Annotated in this window: 11 protein-coding genes and 1 pseudogene; 6 read left to right on the top strand and 6 right to left on the bottom strand. The window is 73.3% G+C overall.

Annotation, left to right across the window (positions count from 1 at the left end):
* Positions 1-56 precede the first annotated feature (56 nt).
* On the top strand, positions 57-1,343 hold the full coding sequence (locus tag ACZ4A5_RS23585; RefSeq protein WP_467587563.1) for a citrate synthase: 1,287 nt from the start codon (positions 57-59) through the stop codon (positions 1,341-1,343).
* Positions 1,344-1,761: 418 nt separating this feature from the next.
* Here ACZ4A5_RS23585 and ACZ4A5_RS23580 read toward each other — a convergent pair whose 3' ends face one another.
* From ACZ4A5_RS23580 to ACZ4A5_RS23555, 6 genes and pseudogenes are all read right to left on the bottom strand, one after another.
* Positions 1,762-4,014, bottom strand: coding sequence for a heavy metal translocating P-type ATPase (locus ACZ4A5_RS23580; protein WP_467587558.1), 2,253 nt, complete (start codon positions 4,012-4,014; stop codon positions 1,762-1,764).
* 16 nt (positions 4,015-4,030) lie between these two features.
* Positions 4,031-4,237: pseudogene (locus tag ACZ4A5_RS23575) on the bottom strand (heavy-metal-associated domain-containing protein); the annotation flags it as partial.
* 177 nt (positions 4,238-4,414) lie between these two features.
* Complete coding sequence (locus tag ACZ4A5_RS23570) at positions 4,415-4,621, bottom strand: helix-turn-helix transcriptional regulator (RefSeq protein ID WP_398868440.1); 207 nt, start codon at positions 4,619-4,621, stop codon at positions 4,415-4,417.
* Positions 4,622-4,839: 218 nt separating this feature from the next.
* A complete protein-coding gene (locus ACZ4A5_RS23565; RefSeq protein ID WP_467587548.1) occupies positions 4,840-5,931 on the bottom strand; it encodes a Gfo/Idh/MocA family protein in 1,092 nt (363 codons plus the stop codon).
* A gap of 151 nt (positions 5,932-6,082) precedes the next feature.
* Positions 6,083-7,102 carry a Gfo/Idh/MocA family protein gene (locus tag ACZ4A5_RS23560; RefSeq protein WP_467587545.1) on the bottom strand — a complete coding sequence of 340 codons (1,020 nt, stop codon included), beginning with the start codon at positions 7,100-7,102 and terminating at the stop codon, positions 6,083-6,085.
* A gap of 69 nt (positions 7,103-7,171) precedes the next feature.
* Positions 7,172-8,089, bottom strand: coding sequence for a sugar phosphate isomerase/epimerase family protein (locus tag ACZ4A5_RS23555; protein WP_467587542.1), 918 nt, complete (start codon positions 8,087-8,089; stop codon positions 7,172-7,174).
* A 184-nt stretch (positions 8,090-8,273) separates the two neighbouring features.
* Here ACZ4A5_RS23555 and iolC point away from each other — a divergent pair, with 184 nt between their 5' ends.
* The 5 genes from iolC (at position 8,274) to ACZ4A5_RS23530 (ending at position 14,925) form a co-directional block, all read left to right on the top strand.
* Positions 8,274-9,278, top strand: a complete 1,005-nt coding sequence (gene iolC / locus ACZ4A5_RS23550) for a 5-dehydro-2-deoxygluconokinase (RefSeq protein WP_467587536.1) — start codon at positions 8,274-8,276, stop codon at positions 9,276-9,278.
* Positions 9,279-9,690: 412 nt separating this feature from the next.
* Complete coding sequence (locus ACZ4A5_RS23545) at positions 9,691-10,560, top strand: Cgl0159 family (beta/alpha)8-fold protein (protein ID WP_467587532.1); 870 nt, start codon at positions 9,691-9,693, stop codon at positions 10,558-10,560.
* 40 nt (positions 10,561-10,600) lie between these two features.
* The gene (gene iolB, locus ACZ4A5_RS23540; RefSeq protein ID WP_467587528.1) at positions 10,601-11,476 is read left to right on the top strand and encodes a 5-deoxy-glucuronate isomerase; all 876 of its coding nucleotides are present in this window, start codon (positions 10,601-10,603) and stop codon (positions 11,474-11,476) included.
* Complete coding sequence (gene iolD, locus ACZ4A5_RS23535; protein ID WP_467587526.1) at positions 11,473-13,353, top strand: 3D-(3,5/4)-trihydroxycyclohexane-1,2-dione acylhydrolase (decyclizing); 1,881 nt, start codon at positions 11,473-11,475, stop codon at positions 13,351-13,353. The genes iolB and iolD overlap by 4 nt, the downstream gene beginning before the upstream one ends.
* Before the next feature lie 78 nt (positions 13,354-13,431).
* A complete protein-coding gene (locus ACZ4A5_RS23530; RefSeq protein WP_467587524.1) occupies positions 13,432-14,925 on the top strand; it encodes a CoA-acylating methylmalonate-semialdehyde dehydrogenase in 1,494 nt (497 codons plus the stop codon).
* The last annotated feature ends 5 nt before the right edge of the window (positions 14,926-14,930 follow it).

The raw sequence follows: 14,930 nt of genomic DNA, 5'->3' as shown, positions 1-14,930 counted from the left end.
AGGTAGGGGTAGTCAGGGCACCTCGAAGAAGAGGCACAACGTCGGTGAGGGATGACGTGAGCGACAACTCTGTAGTACTGCGGTACGGGGACGGCGAATACACCTACCCGGTGGTCGACAGCACCGTCGGCGACAAGGGCTTCGACATCGGCAAGCTCCGCGCCGAGACCGGGCTGGTGACCCTGGACTCCGGTTACGGCAACACCGCCGCGTACAAGTCCGCTATCACCTACCTCGATGGCGAGCAGGGCATCCTCCGCTACCGCGGTTACCCGATCGAGCAGGTCGCCGAGCGCAGCACGTTCCTGGAGACGGCGTTCCTGCTGATCAACGGCGAGCTGCCGTCCGCCGACGAGCTCGCCACCTTCAAGGGCGAGATCACCCAGCACACGCTGCTGCACGAGGACGTCAAGCGCTTCTTCGACGGCTTCCCGCGTGACGCCCACCCGATGGCCATGCTGTCGTCCGTGGTCAGCGCGCTGTCCACCTTCTACCAGGACAGCCACAACCCGTTCGACGAGAAGCAGCGCCACCTCTCGACGATCCGTCTGCTGGCCAAGCTGCCGACGATCGCCGCGTACGCCTACAAGAAGTCGATCGGCCACCCGTTCGTCTACCCGCGCAACGACCTCGGCTACGTCGAGAACTTCCTGCGGATGACGTTCTCGGTGCCGGCCCAGGAGTACGACCTCGACCCGGTCGTCGTCTCGGCCCTCGAGAAGCTGCTGATCCTGCACGCGGACCACGAGCAGAACTGCTCGACCTCCACCGTGCGCCTGGTCGGCTCCTCGCAGGCGAACATGTTCGCCTCGATCTCCGCCGGCATCAGCGCCCTGTGGGGCCCGCTGCACGGTGGTGCCAACCAGTCGGTCCTGGAGATGCTGGAAGGCATCCAGGCCAACGGCGGCGACGTGGACTCCTTCATCCGCAAGGTGAAGAACAAGGAGGACGGCGTCCGCCTGATGGGCTTCGGCCACCGCGTCTACAAGAGCTTCGACCCCCGGGCGAAGATCATCAAGGCGGCGGCCCACGATGTCCTCTCGGCGCTCGGCAAGTCCGATGAGCTGCTGGACATCGCGCTGAAGCTGGAGGAGCACGCGCTCTCCGACGACTACTTCGTCTCGCGCAACCTCTACCCCAACGTGGACTTCTACACCGGTCTCATCTACCGGGCCATGGGCTTCCCGACCGAGATGTTCACCGTGCTCTTCGCGCTCGGCCGCCTCCCCGGCTGGATCGCCCAGTGGCACGAGATGATCAAGGAGCCCGGCTCCCGCATCGGCCGCCCGCGCCAGATCTACACCGGCGTCGTGGAGCGCGAGCTGCCGCTCGACCGCGGCTGATCCGCTCGGCGGCGCAGGCCGCGCAGCAGCGGTGACAGGCAGAGAAAAGCGCCCCGCTACCGATCCCCCCACGGGTCGGAGCGGGGCGCTTTCCGTTCCCCGGTACGGATTCCCCCCACGGGATCCGGCCGGGAGCCGCGGTGCGCGGTGCCGACGCGATCTGCCGGGACGCGTACGCACGGGAGGGCCGCTCAAAGCTCCCCGGTGTACGTGCCCCGGCCACGCGTGGCCGGTACCGTCCCCCAAGACGATCCAGCACTGCCTGGTTAGACCCACGACCCCCCGCAATGGTTACGTCGGAATCGCTGTGATCTAGGTCTCCTGCCATAACTGGACGTAAAAGGGCAAGGGGGTGAATGTGTGGGTGTTGTGTCGCTTTTATGGGTTACGTGAACGCGGGCCCCGCCCGGCCCGGCGCTCAGCGGAAAGCGCGCAGCCGCAGGCTGTTGGTCACGACGAAGACGGAGGAGAAGGCCATCGCCGCTCCCGCGATCATGGGGTTGAGGAGTCCGGCGGCGGCCAGGGGGAGGGCGGCCACGTTGTAGCCGAACGCCCAGAAGAGGTTGCCCTTGATGGTCGCGAGGGTGCGCCGGGCCAGCCGGATCGCGTCCGCCGCGACCCGCAGGTCGCCGCGGACGAGCGTGAGGTCGCCCGCCTCGATCGCCGCGTCCGTGCCGGTGCCCATCGCGAGTCCGAGGTCGGCCGTGGCCAGGGCGGCGGCGTCGTTGACCCCGTCGCCGACCATCGCGACCGTACGGCCCTCGCCCTGCAGCCGCCGGACGACGTCGGCCTTGTCCTGCGGCATGACCTCGGCGATCACCTCGTCGATGCCGACCTCGGCGGCCACGGCCTCGGCCACGGCGCGGTTGTCGCCGGTCAGCAGCACCGGGCGCAGCCCCAGGGCCTTGAGCTCGGCCACCGCTCGGGCGCTGGTCTCCTTCACCGTGTCGGCGACGGACAGGACCCCCCGGGCCTTCCCGTCCCAGGCCACCGCCACGGCGGTGCGGCCCTCGGCCCGCGCCGCGGCCAGTGCGTCCGCGAGGCGGCCGGGCAGCTCGGTCCCGGCCCCGGTCAGCAGGGACTCCCGGCCCACGAGCACCTCGCGCCCCTCGACCGTGCCCCGCACGCCCAGCCCGGCCACGCTCCCGAAGTGCTCGACGGGCGGCACCTCACCGGCCCGCTCCACGGCCCCGGCGGCGACGGCCCGCGCGACCGGGTGCTCGGAGGAGTGCTCCAGCGCCCCGGCCAGCCGCAGCAGTTCGCGCTCGTCCTCGCCCGGCGCGGTGACGACGTCGTGCAGCCCCATCCGGCCGGTGGTCACCGTGCCCGTCTTGTCCAGCACGACCGTGTCCACCCGCCGCGTCGACTCCAGCACCTCCGGCCCCTTGATCAGGATGCCGAGCTGCGCGCCCCGGCCCGTACCGACCATCAGCGCGGTCGGCGTCGCCAGGCCCAGGGCGCAGGGGCAGGCGATGATCAGCACCGCGACGGCGGCGGTGAACGCGGCCGTGGTGTCCCCGGTCGCCAGTAGCCAGCCGGCCAGTGTGCCGAGCGCGATCAGCAGCACCACGGGCACGAAGACGCCGGAGACGCGGTCGGCGAGGCGCTGCACCTCGGCCTTGCCGTTCTGCGCGTCCTCCACCAGCCGGGCCATCCGCGCGAGCTGGGTGTCCGCGCCGACCCGCGTGGCCTCGACGACCAGCCGCCCGGCGGCGTTGACGGTCGCGCCCGCCACCGTGTCGCCCACGGCCACGTCCACCGGCAGCGACTCCCCGGTCAGCATCGAAGCGTCCACCGCGGACGCGCCCTCGACGACTGTGCCGTCCGTCGCGATCTTCTCCCCGGGCCGTACGACGAAGCGGTCGCCGACCGCCAGCCGGGACACCGGGATCCGCTCCTCGCGCCCGCCCCGCAGCACGGCCACGTCCTTGGCGCCCAGCTCCAGCAGCGCCCGCAGCGCGGCCCCCGCCTTCCGCTTGGACCGCGCCTCCAGCCAGCGCCCGGCCAGGAGGAACGTCGTCACCCCGGCCGCCGCCTCCAGATAGATCGCCGACGACCCGTCCGTCCGGGACACGGTCAGCGAGAAGGCGTGCCGCATGTGCGGCATCCCGGCCGTGCCGAGGAACAGCGCCCACAGCGACCAGCCGAAAGCGGCCAGCGTGCCGATCGAGACCAGGGTGTCCATGCTCGCCGCGCCGTGCCGGGCGTTGGTCCACGCGGCCCGGTGGAAGGGGAACGCGCCCCAGACCACGACCGGCGCGGCGAGCGTCAGGGACAGCCACTGCCAGTTGTCGAACTGGAGCGACGGGACCATCGACAGCAGCACGACCGGCGCGGACAGCACGGCGGAGACGGTCAGCCGCCGCCGGAGCGCCCCCGCCTCCCCGCCGCCGTCGGCCTCGCCGGCATCCGCCGCGGGCCCGGGCGCCCGCGGCGGCTCGGCCGTATAGCCCGTCCGCTCCACCGTGGCGATGACGTCCGCCACCGCGACCCCCGCGCCGAGGGCGACGCGCGCCTTCTGTGTGGCGAAGTTGACGGAGGCCCGGACGCCGTCCATCCGGTTGAGCTTGCGCTCCACGCGGGCGGCGCACGACGCGCACGTCATCCCGCCGATGGCGAGTTCGACCTCGGCGGGAGCGGGTGCCTTCGGGGTGGGGGCCGTGCTGTTCATCGCGGGGTCCTGGCGGTCAGGCGCGGCCGGTGAGCTCGTAGCCGGCCTCGTCGACGGCGGCGCGGACCGCCTCGTCGTCCAGCGGCGCGGTGGCGGTCACGGTGACCTGGCCGGTCGCGGCGACGGCCTTCACCGAGGTGACCCCGGCGAGTGCGGAGATCTCCTCGGTGACCGCGGACTCGCAGTGGCCGCAGGTCATGCCGGTCACCTGGTAGACGGTGGTGGAGTCGCTCATGGTGGTTCCCCTCGGTGAGGTCGTGCGTCGTCGGACAACAGCGGCAACAGCTTACCCCCTGGGGGTATTCCCGGGCGGGTGTTCCACCGGTCCCGCGGGGGCGCGCACGGCCAGGGGCCCCGGGCCGGAAGTCCGGCCCGGGGCCCCTGTGAGGGCGATTCCCGGTCAGTCCTCGGCCGTGCGCCGGGAACGGTTGCCGGGGCGGGCGGCCACCCAGTCGCGGATGGTGTCCGCGAACCAGTAGGGCTTGCCGCCCTCGACGAGATCCGGCGTGGGCAGCATGCCGTGCTTGCGGTAGGTCCGGACGGTGTCGGTCTGTACGCCGATGTGTGCCGCGATCTCTTTGTAGGACCAGAGTCGACGGTCGGTCATCTCTCGCGCCTCTCCGCTGCGCCGCGGCGACGGAGGGGGGTCCGTCGGGGAAGCCGTGACGCGGCCTTCTTGATCACTGAGCCTGTGCCCGGTGAACGACCCCGAGTGACGGACGACGAGGGGTTGTTGGCCCTCTGTGACCGAAGCTCTGCGAAAGCGTGACGGTCGTAACGGGAGGATGACGGGCCAACCGGCCACAGGGCCCCGGCGGAGGGCGCTCACAGGCCCAGGGGGTCCACCCGCACGGGACGGTTCTCCCGCCGCGACACCTCGCACGCCTCGGCGACGAGCAGCGCCGCCAGCCCCTCCCGGCCGGAGCAGGGATTGGCCGCCTCGCCGCGCGCGGCCCGCAGGAAATGAGCCAGTTCGGCGCGGTAGGCGGCCTCGAACCGCTCCAGGAAGTCCGCCCAGGGCCGCTTTGGCGCCCCGGGCCCGCCGGGCTCGGCCGAGGTCGTGGGCGTACGCTCGCCGAGCCCGGCCACCCACTGGTCGCGCTCGCCGGACAGCTCCATCCGTACGTCGTAGCCGGCGCCGTTGTAACGGGTGGCGGTCGCGGTGACGAGCGTGCCGTCGTCCAGGGTGAGCAGGGCGGCCGCGGTGTCCACGTCGCCCGCCTCCCGGAAGAACGCCGCGCCGCCGGCCGAACCCCGCGCGTAGACCTCCGTCACCTCGCGCCCCGTCAGCCACCGCACGGTGTCGAAGTCGTGGACCAGGCAGTCGCGGATCAGACCCCCCGACAGCGGCAGGAAGTCCGCGGGCGGGGGAGCGGCGTCGGAGGTGACGGCCCGGATGGTGTGCACCCGCCCCAGCCGCCCCGCCCGCACCGCCTCACGCGCCGCCCGGAACCCGGGGTCGAACCTCCGCTGGAACCCCAGCTGCAACAAGGTGCCCGCCTCCTCGACCGCGCGCAGCGCCTCCCGCGTGCGGCGGAGGCCGAGCGCTACGGGCTTCTCGCAGAAGGCGGGCAGACCGGCTGCCGCGGCGCGCGTGATCAGCTCCGCGTGGGTGGCGGTGGGGGCGGTGATGACGACGGCGTCGGCGGTGCGGAGGAGGGTGTCGGGGGTGGTGGTGCGGGCGCTCAGGCGGGTGGCGAGTGCGGCGGCGCGGGGTGGGTCGGTGTCGGTGATGAGGAGGTCGTCGACGTTGTCGTTGGCGGCGAGGGCGGTGGCGTGGAACGAGCCGATGCGGCCTGCGCCGATGAGTCCGATGCGCATGGTGGGTGCCCCTTTCTTTTCCCCGGTCCCGCCCCTTCCCGAACTGGGGGCTGGCCCCCAGCCCCCTGCAACACGGCTTCGCCGCGTTGTCCTCAAACGCCGGACGGGCTGGATATCCAGCCCGTTGGGGGCACCTCTGGGGGCACCCCCGGACGGAGTCTGGGGGAGGTGGCCGGGGGAGTTTGAGGACGCGGCCGCAGGCCGCTTCCGCCGCAGGCGGCAACCGGCTCGCGCACCCCCGCCGACATCAGGCGTACAGCTCCGGCCGCCCCGCCAAGGAGACCACTTCGCGGGCGCCCGACCCCTGCGACCGGGTGCCCGCTTCGCAGGCCGCCGCCGCCGCGTAGCCGTCCCACGCCGACGGGCCCTCCACGCGGCCCGACCGCGTCGCCGTCACCCAGCGCTGCACCTGCTCGTCGTACGCGGAGCGGAAGCGGGTCACGAAGTCCTGGGCGATCTCGCCGCCCCAGCGGCCCGCCGTGTGCACGAGCGGGCCGTACGTCTCGCCGATGCGCGCGCTGCCGCGTTCACCGACGGCCTCGCACTGGACCTGGTAGCCGAAGCCGCAGTTGACGAAGATCTCGACGTCCGCGAGGACGCCGCCGGAGGTCTCCAGGAGGACGAGCTGAGGGTCGCTCAGACCCTCGGGCGCGGCGGCGGAGCGGGCCGGCTTGAGGACGGTGACGGCGGCGATCTCCTGGCCGAGCAGCCAGCGGGTGGCGTCGATCTCGTGGACCACCGAGTCATTGATCATCATCTGCTCGGTGAAGCCGGGCGGCGTGGTGACGTTGCGGTGCCGGCAGTGCAGCATCAGCGGGCGGCCGATCCCGCCGCCGTCCAGCAGGGCCTTGAGCTGGAGATACTCCGCGTCGTACCGCCGCATGAAGCCCACCTGGACGCGCCGGTGCCCGAGCCGGGCCTCGGCCTCCACCACGCGCAGCGCGGACGCGGCGTCCGGCGTCAGCGGCTTCTCGCAGAGCACGGGCAGGTCGCGCGCGAACGCCGCCAGCAGCGCGGCCTCGTGCGCGGGGCCCGGGGAGGCGATGAGCACGGCGTCCACGCCGGGGTCGGACAGGGCGGCGGCCGTGTCGGTGTAGGCCGCGCAGCCGTCGATGCCCGCGGCGGCCCGTTTCGCGCGGTCGCCGTCGACGTCGACGACCGCCGCGACCCGCGCCCCGCTGATGACCTCGTCGAGCCGCCGGACGTGGTCGGCGCCCATCCGCCCCGTGCCGATGACGGCGACGCCGAGCGTGCCTTGCTGCGTCATGGTGGGTGTCTCCTCGTCTCCGTGCGTCTCCGTGCGTCTCTGTGCGTCTCAGCGCGGGCGGGGACGCCGTCAGACGCCGCAGCCGCGCAGATAGCGCCGGGTGCGCCGGGCGATGGGCAGCGGGCGGTCGGGCGGGCAGGGGTACATGTCCTGCTCCACGATCGCGAACAGATCGGCGTCGAGCTTCGCGGCGGCCGCGAGCACGGGCTCCAGCGCCGGTACGCCGAGCGGCGGTTCGCACATCACGCCCTGCCGCACGGCGGGCCCGAACGGCGTGCCCTTCGCGACCACGTCCGCCAGCACCGCCGGGTCGACCTGCTTGAGGTGGAGATAGCCGATCCGCTCGCCGTAGGTCTCGATGAGCTTGACGCTGTCACCGCCGCAGTACGCGTAATGGCCGGTGTCCAGGCACAGGTTGACCAGCGCGGGGTCCGTCGCGTCGAGGAAGCGCTCGACGTGCGCCTCGGTGTCGATGTGGGTGTCGGCGTGCGGGTGGACGACGATCTCCAGGCCGAAGCGCTCGCGGACCTCGCGGGCCAGCCGCTCCGTGCCCGTGGTCAGATGGCGCCACTGCTCGGCCGTCAGCTCGGGGCTCTCGATGGCCTCGGCGGTGCGGTCGTCGCGCCAGAAGGCCGGGATGACGACCAGGTGCCGCGCGCCCGTCGCCCGCGCCAGCCCGGCGACGGCGGCCACCTGCTCCCACGTCGCGTCCCAGACGGCGGGGCCGCGGTGGAGGGCGGTGAAGACGGTGCCCGCGGAGACGGAGAGGCCGCGCCGGCCGGTCTCCTCGCGCAGCCGGGCGGGGTCGGTGGGGAGATAGCCGTACGGCCCGAGCTCGATCCAGGCGTAGCCCGCGTCGGCGACCTCGTCCAGAAAGCGCTGCCAGGGGACCTGGACCGGGTCGTCGGCGAACCACACGCCCCAGGAGTCCGGGGCGGAACCCACCCGGACGCGGGGCGCGGGCGACGGAGCGGGGCTGGGGGGCATCTGCGGCTCTCCTCGGGTCGCCTCGGACGAGGGGCGGGGCTCCTCCGTAGCTTCCCCGCCGCGCGGACGGGGTGTCAAGGTTACGTCCGGACATTCGGACGTCACGTCAAGTCCGGCCCGGGTACGTCAATATGTAAGGACAATTCCTTGACAGGGTCGTGAGGCCCCGGCTAGACCTGACCCCATGAGCGAGACGGGACCGTACGACCTGATCACGATGGGCCGGGTCGGGGTGGACCTCTATCCCCTCCAGCCCGGCGTGCCGTTGGCGGAGGTCGAGACCTTCGGGAAGTTCCTCGGCGGGTCGCCGGCCAATGTCGCGGTCGCCGCCGCCCGGCTCGGCCGCCGCACCGCGCTGATCAGCCGCACCGGCGCGGACCCCTTCGGCGACTACGTCCACCGGGCGCTGCGCGACTTCGGTGTGGACGACCGGTGGGTGACGGCCGTGCCGGCCCACCCCACGCCCCTGACCTTCTGCGAGATCTTCCCGCCGGACGACTTCCCGCTCTACTTCTACCGCCGCCCCAAGGCCCCCGACCTCGACATCCACACCACCGAGCTGGACCTGGACGCCGTGCGCGCCGCCCGGATCTTCTGGGTGACGGGCACGGGGCTGTGCGAGGAGCCGAGCCGCTCCGCGACCCTGGCCGCGCTGGCGGCCCGCGCCAAGCGGGGCACCACGGTCTTCGACCTCGACTGGCGCCCGCTCTTCTGGGGCGGCGAGGGCGGCGCCTCCGGCGACGGCGGGCGTACGGGCGCCGCCGCGATGGCCACCGCCCGGCCGTACTACGCGGCCGCCCTCGCCCACGCCACCGTCGCCGTCGGCAACGCCGACGAGTGCGAGGTCGCCACCGGCGAACGCGAACCCCTCGCGGCGGCCTGGGCGCTCCTCGACGCCGGCGTCGAACTGGCCGTCGTCAAACAGGGCCCCAAGGGCGTGCTCGCCGTCCACCGGGACGGCACGACGGCCGAGGTCCCGCCGGTGGAGATCGAGGTCCTCAACGGCCTGGGCGCGGGCGACGCGTTCGGAGGGGCGCTGTGTGACGGCTTGCTGGCCGGGCGCTCCTTGGAGGCGGCCCTGCGGTACGCGAACGCTGCCGGGGCGATTGTGGCTTCGCGGCTGTCGTGTTCGGCGGCGATGCCGGTGCCTGCGGAGATCGAGGGGCTCCTCGGCGGATCGGGTGGGTAGGGGGTGCGCTGTTTTATCGCCTGCGGCGCTTTGTTCCCCAGTCCCGCCCCTTCCCGAAACTGGGGGCGAGCCCCAGACCCCGCAACACGCTTCGCGCGTTGTCCTCAATCGCCGGACGGGCTGAATGGCGCACCCACATCAGCACAATCCAGCCCGTGGGGGCACCTCTGGGGGCACCCCCGGACGGAGTCTGGGGGAGGTAGCTGGGGGAGTTTGAGGACGCGCCCGCAGGGCGCTCCCGCCGCAGGCGGCAACGAAACCCGCGGCCGGGGGTCTGGGGCACGCGCCCCCCACGCGGCGGAGCCGCACATCAGATGCAGCCGGGAAGGGGCGGGGCTGGGGAAAGAGCCCGCCGCAGGCGCCAGCGACCCGCACCCCCCAAAAAAACCACCCGCCCCAACCAGAGGCCACCGTGAGAATCGACATCGCCGACCTCGCCAGAACAAGAAGCCGGCACCCCGAAGCCATCGCCGAAGCCGCGCGGCGAAGAGCGCGGCGGCCGCTCGTCGGTGACACCGGCCGGCTGATGATCATCGCCGCCGATCACCCCGCCCGCGGCGCCCTCGCCGTCGGCGGGCGGCCGTTCGCCATGGCGGACAGGGCCGGGCTGCTGGAGCGGCTGTGCCTCGCGCTGTCGCGGCCCGGCGTCGACGGAGTGCTCGGTTCCGCCGACGTGCTCGACGACCTGCTGCTGCTCGGCGCGCTGGAGGGCAAGGTCGTCATCGGGTCCATGAACCGCGGCGGGCTCGCGGGCGCCGCGTTCGAGATGGACGACCGGTTCACCGGCCACCGCCCCGAGGACCTGGCCGGGCTCGGCTTCGACGCGGGCAAGCTCCTGCTGCGCATCGACCACGAGGACCCCGGCTCGCTGCGGACACTGCACTCCGCGGCCCGCGTCATCGACGAGATGGCCGCGCGCCGGCTGCCGGTCTTCGTCGAGCCGTTCCTCTCCCGGCGGGTGGCCGGGCGGGTGCACAACGACCTGAGCGCCGAGGCCGTCACCACCTCCATCGCCGTCGCCTCGGGGCTCGGCGGGACCTCCGCGTACACCTGGCTCAAGGTGCCCGTCACCGACGACCCCGCCGACATGGCCCGGGTGCTGGAGACCACGACGCTGCCCACCGTGCTGCTGGGCGGCGACGTCGCCGACGGCACGTACGAGAAGTGGCGGGCCGCCCTGCGGCTGCCCACCGTGCAGGGGCTCGTCGTCGGCCGCTCCCTGCTCTATCCGGCCGACGGAGACGTGGCCGGTGCCGTCGACACGGCCGTAGGACTGCTGTGACGCTTGAGTCCCCACACGGCGTCAGGAGAGACGAGAACTCATGACCTTCGCCACTCACCACCTCCCGGCCGGCAGCGCCGCCGACGGTCCGTACGCCCTGGACATCCGGCCCGAGCGGGCCGGGTGGAGCCACTCCTCGCTGCGCGTCCTCGCCCTCTCGCCCGGCTCCACGCACACCTTCACGGCCGGTGACAGCGAGTGGATCGTGCTGCCGCTGGCCGGGGGGTGCACGGTCACGGCCGACGGGCAGGTCTTCGAACTGCGCGGCAGGAAGAGCGTGTTCGAGGGGGTGAGCGACTTCGCGTACGTGCCGAGAGACGCGCGGGTGACGCTCCACTCCGGCGCGGGCGGCCGGTTCGCGCTCGCCGGGGCGCGCTGCGAGCGGCGGCTGACCGCGCGCTACGGCCCCGCCGCCGACGTCCCCGTGGAGCTGCGCGGCACCGGCAACTGCTCGCGGCAGGTCAACAACTTCGCCGCCGCCGGGGCCTTCGCCTGCGACCGGCTCATCGCCGTCGAGGTGCTGACCCCCGGCGGCAACTGGTCCTCCTATCCGCCGCACAAGCACGACGAGCACCACCCCGGCGAGGAGTCCCTGCTGGAGGAGATCTACTACTTCGAGATCGAGGGCGGCACCGGGCTCGGCTATCAGCGCGTCTCGCCCTCGCGGCCCGGCGGCACGGACGTGCTCGCGGAGGTCCGCGGCGGAGACGCCGTGCTGATCCCCGACGGCTGGCACGGCCCGTCCATCGCCGCCCCCGGCCACACGATGTACTACCTCAACGTCATGGCCGGGCCCGCCCCCGAGCGGGAGTGGCTCATCCGCGACCACCCCGACCACGCCTGGATCCGGTCCACCTGGCCCGGCCGGCCCGTCGACCCCAGGCTGCCGCTGTACACCGCAGGAGAGGACCGATGACCGCACCCACCCGGCGGCTGACCGTCGCCCAGGCCCTGGTGGAGTTCCTCGCCCACCAGTACACCGAGCGCGACGGCACCCGGCAGCGGCTGATCGCCGCCTGCTGGGGCATCTTCGGCCACGGCAACGTCGCCGGGATCGGCCAGGCGCTGCTGGAGTCCGGGGACGCCATGCCCTACCACCAGGGCCGCAACGAACAGGCCATGGTGCACGCCGCCGTCGGCTACGCCCGGCACCGCGACCGGCTCTCCGCCCACGCCGTCACCACCTCGATCGGCCCCGGCGCCACCAACCTCGTCACCGGCGCCGCCCTCGCCACGATCAACCACATCCCCGTCCTCCTGCTCCCCGGCGACACCTTCGCGACCCGGCCCGCCGACCCCGTGCTCCAGCAGCTCGAACACCCCGGCGCCGGTGACATCTCCGTCAACGACTGCCTGCGGCCCGTCTCGCGCCACTTCGACCGCGTCACCCGCCCCGAGGCGCTGATCCCCGCCGCCCTGGAGGCCGCGCGGGTGCTCGCCGACCCCGTCGAGACCGGTGCCGTCACCCTCGCCCTGCCGCAGGACGTGCAGACCGAGGCGTACGACTGGCCGGAGGCGTTCTTCGCCGACCGCGTCTGGCGCGTGCGCCGTCCCGTGCCCGACGCCGAGGCCCTCGCCGAGGCCGCCGAGGCCGTACGGGCGGCCCGCCGCCCGCTGCTGATCGCCGGCGGCGGCGTCGCGCACAGCGAGGCGTACGACGCGCTCGCCTCCTTCGCGGACGCCACCGGCATCCCCGTCGCCTGCACCCAGGCGGGCAAGGGCGCGCTGGCCCACGGCCACCCCTGCGACGTCGGCGGGCTCGGCCACACCGGCACCGCCGTCGCCGACGGCCTCGCCCGCACCGCCGATCTCGTGATCGGCGTCGGCACCCGCTACAGCGACTTCACCACGGCCTCCTCGACCCTCTTCGCCGCGCCAGGGGTGCGCTTCGTCAACCTCAACATCGCCTCCTTCGACGCCCACAAGCTCGCCGGGCTGCCCCTGGTCGGCGACGCGCGGGCCGGCCTCACGGCACTGGCCCGGGCCCTGCCGGGCCACCGCGTGCCCGAGGAGTACGCGCGGGAGTACGCCCGGGGGAAGGCCGCCTGGGACGAGGCCGTCACCCGCGCCTTCGCCGCCCCCGACGGCGACGCCCGCCCCACCCAGGCCCAGGTGCTCGGCGCGCTCGACCGCCTCGTGACCCCGGCGGACGTGATCGTGAACGCCGCCGGCTCGCTCCCCGGCGACCTCCACAAGCTCTGGCGCGCCCGCGGCCGCCGCGACTACCACCTCGAATACGGCTACTCCTGCATGGGCTACGAGATCCCCGCCGCGATCGGCGTCCGGATGGCGAGCCCCGACCGCCCGGTGTGGGCGCTCGTCGGCGACGGCACGTATCTGATGATGCCGACCGAGCTGGTCACGGCCGTGCAGGAGGGGATCGCGATCAAGGTCGTGCTGCTCCAGAACCACGGCTACGCCTCCATCGGCGGGCTCTCGGAGGCCGTCGGCGCCGAGCGGTTCGGCACGGCCTACCGCTTCCGGGCCCCCGACGGCACGTACACCGGCGACCCGCTGCCCGTCGACCTCGCCGCCAACGCCGCCTCCCTGGGGATGTCCGTGCTGCGCGCCCGGACGGTCCGCGAGCTGGCCGACGCGCTGGCCCGGGCGCGCGCCGCGACCGTCCCCACATGTGTCTATGTGGAGACCGAAACGGCCGACACAGTGCCGGGCGCGCCCCCTGCCCAGGCGTGGTGGGATGTGCCTGTCGCCGAGACCGCGACCCGTCCCGCGGCGGTCAGGGCCCGTCAGGAGTACGAGCGGCAGGCGGCCGCCCGGCGCCGTCATCTCTGAGGCGCCGCCCCGCCGTTCCCGACCGCCACGTCATCGCAGCCAAGCCATCGCAGCCACCCGCCAGAAGGGCTCCCGAAGATGAAGACCGTGCACCACTGGATCGGCGGCAAGGCCGTCGAGGGCGCCTCCGGCACGTTCGGGCCGGTCACCGACCCCGCGACCGGGGAGCGGACGACGCGCGTCGCCTTCGCCTCCGTCGAGGAGGTCGACGCCGCCGTGGCCGCCGCGAAGGAGGCGTCCCGCTCCTGGGCCACCTCCTCGCTCGCCGCCCGCACCGCCGTCCTCTTCCGCTACCGCGCGCTCCTGGACAGCCACCGCGAGGAGCTCGCCCGGCTGATCACCGCCGAGCACGGCAAGGTCCACTCCGACGCGCTCGGCGAGGTCGCCCGCGGCCTGGAGATCGTCGAGCTGGCCTGCGGGATCACCACACAGCTCAAGGGCGAGCTGTCGTCCCAGGTGTCCAGCGGCGTCGACGTCGCCTCGATCCGGCAGCCGCTCGGCGTCGTCGCGGGCATCACGCCCTTCAACTTCCCGGCCATGGTGCCGATGTGGATGTTCCCCCTGGCCATCGCCTGCGGGAACACGTTCGTGCTCAAGCCGAGCGAGAAGGACCCCTCGGCCGCCTTCCTGCTCGCGGAGCTGGCTGCGGAGGCGGGCCTGCCCGCCGGTGTCCTCAATGTGGTCAACGGCGACAAGGTGGCCGTCGACCGCCTCCTGGAGCACCCCGACATCGCGGCCGTCTCCTTCGTCGGCTCGACCCCGGTCGCCCGGCACATCCACTCCGTGGCGACCGCCCACGGCAAGCGCGTCCAGGCGCTCGGCGGCGCGAAGAACCACATGCTGGTGCTGCCCGACGCCGACCTCGACGCCGCCGCCGACGCCGCGGTCTCCGCCGCGTACGGCTCCGCGGGCGAGCGCTGCATGGCCATCTCCGCCGTCGTGGCGGTCGGCGCCACCGGCGACGAGCTCGTACAGAAGATCGTCGACCGCGCCGCGAAGATCAAGATCGGCCCGGGCGACGACCCCGCGTCCGAGATGGGCCCCCTCATCACCAAGGCCCACCGCGACAAGGTCGCCTCCTATGTGGAGGGCGCCGCGGGGCAGGGCGCGCGGGTCGTGCTGGACGGCACGGGCTTCACCGTGGAGGGCCACGAGAAGGGCCACTGGATCGGCCTGTCCCTCCTCGACCACGTCGGCACGGACATGGACGCCTACCGCGACGAGATCTTCGGTCCGGTGCTGTGCGTGCTGCGCGCCGACACCTACGAGGACGGGCTGGCCCTGATCAACAGCTCGCCCTGGGGCAACGGCACCGCCATCTTCACCAGGGACGGCGGGGCGGCGCGCCGCTTCCAGCTGGAGGTCCACGCGGGGATGGTCGGCGTGAACGTGCCGATCCCGGTGCCGGTGGGCTACCACTCCTTCGGCGGCTGGAAGGACTCCCTCTTCGGGGACCTGCACATCTACGGCAACGACGGCGTGCGGTTCTACACCCGCGGCAAGGTGGTGACGACCCGCTGGCCCGACCCGTCGGAGGGCGGGGTCGACCTGGGCTTCCCGAGCCACAAGTAGCGGGC

The organism is Streptomyces sp. NPDC025618, assembly GCF_055558795.1.
The sequence above is the reverse complement of the archived record's forward strand: the minus strand, read 5'-3'. Positions and strand labels throughout refer to the sequence as shown.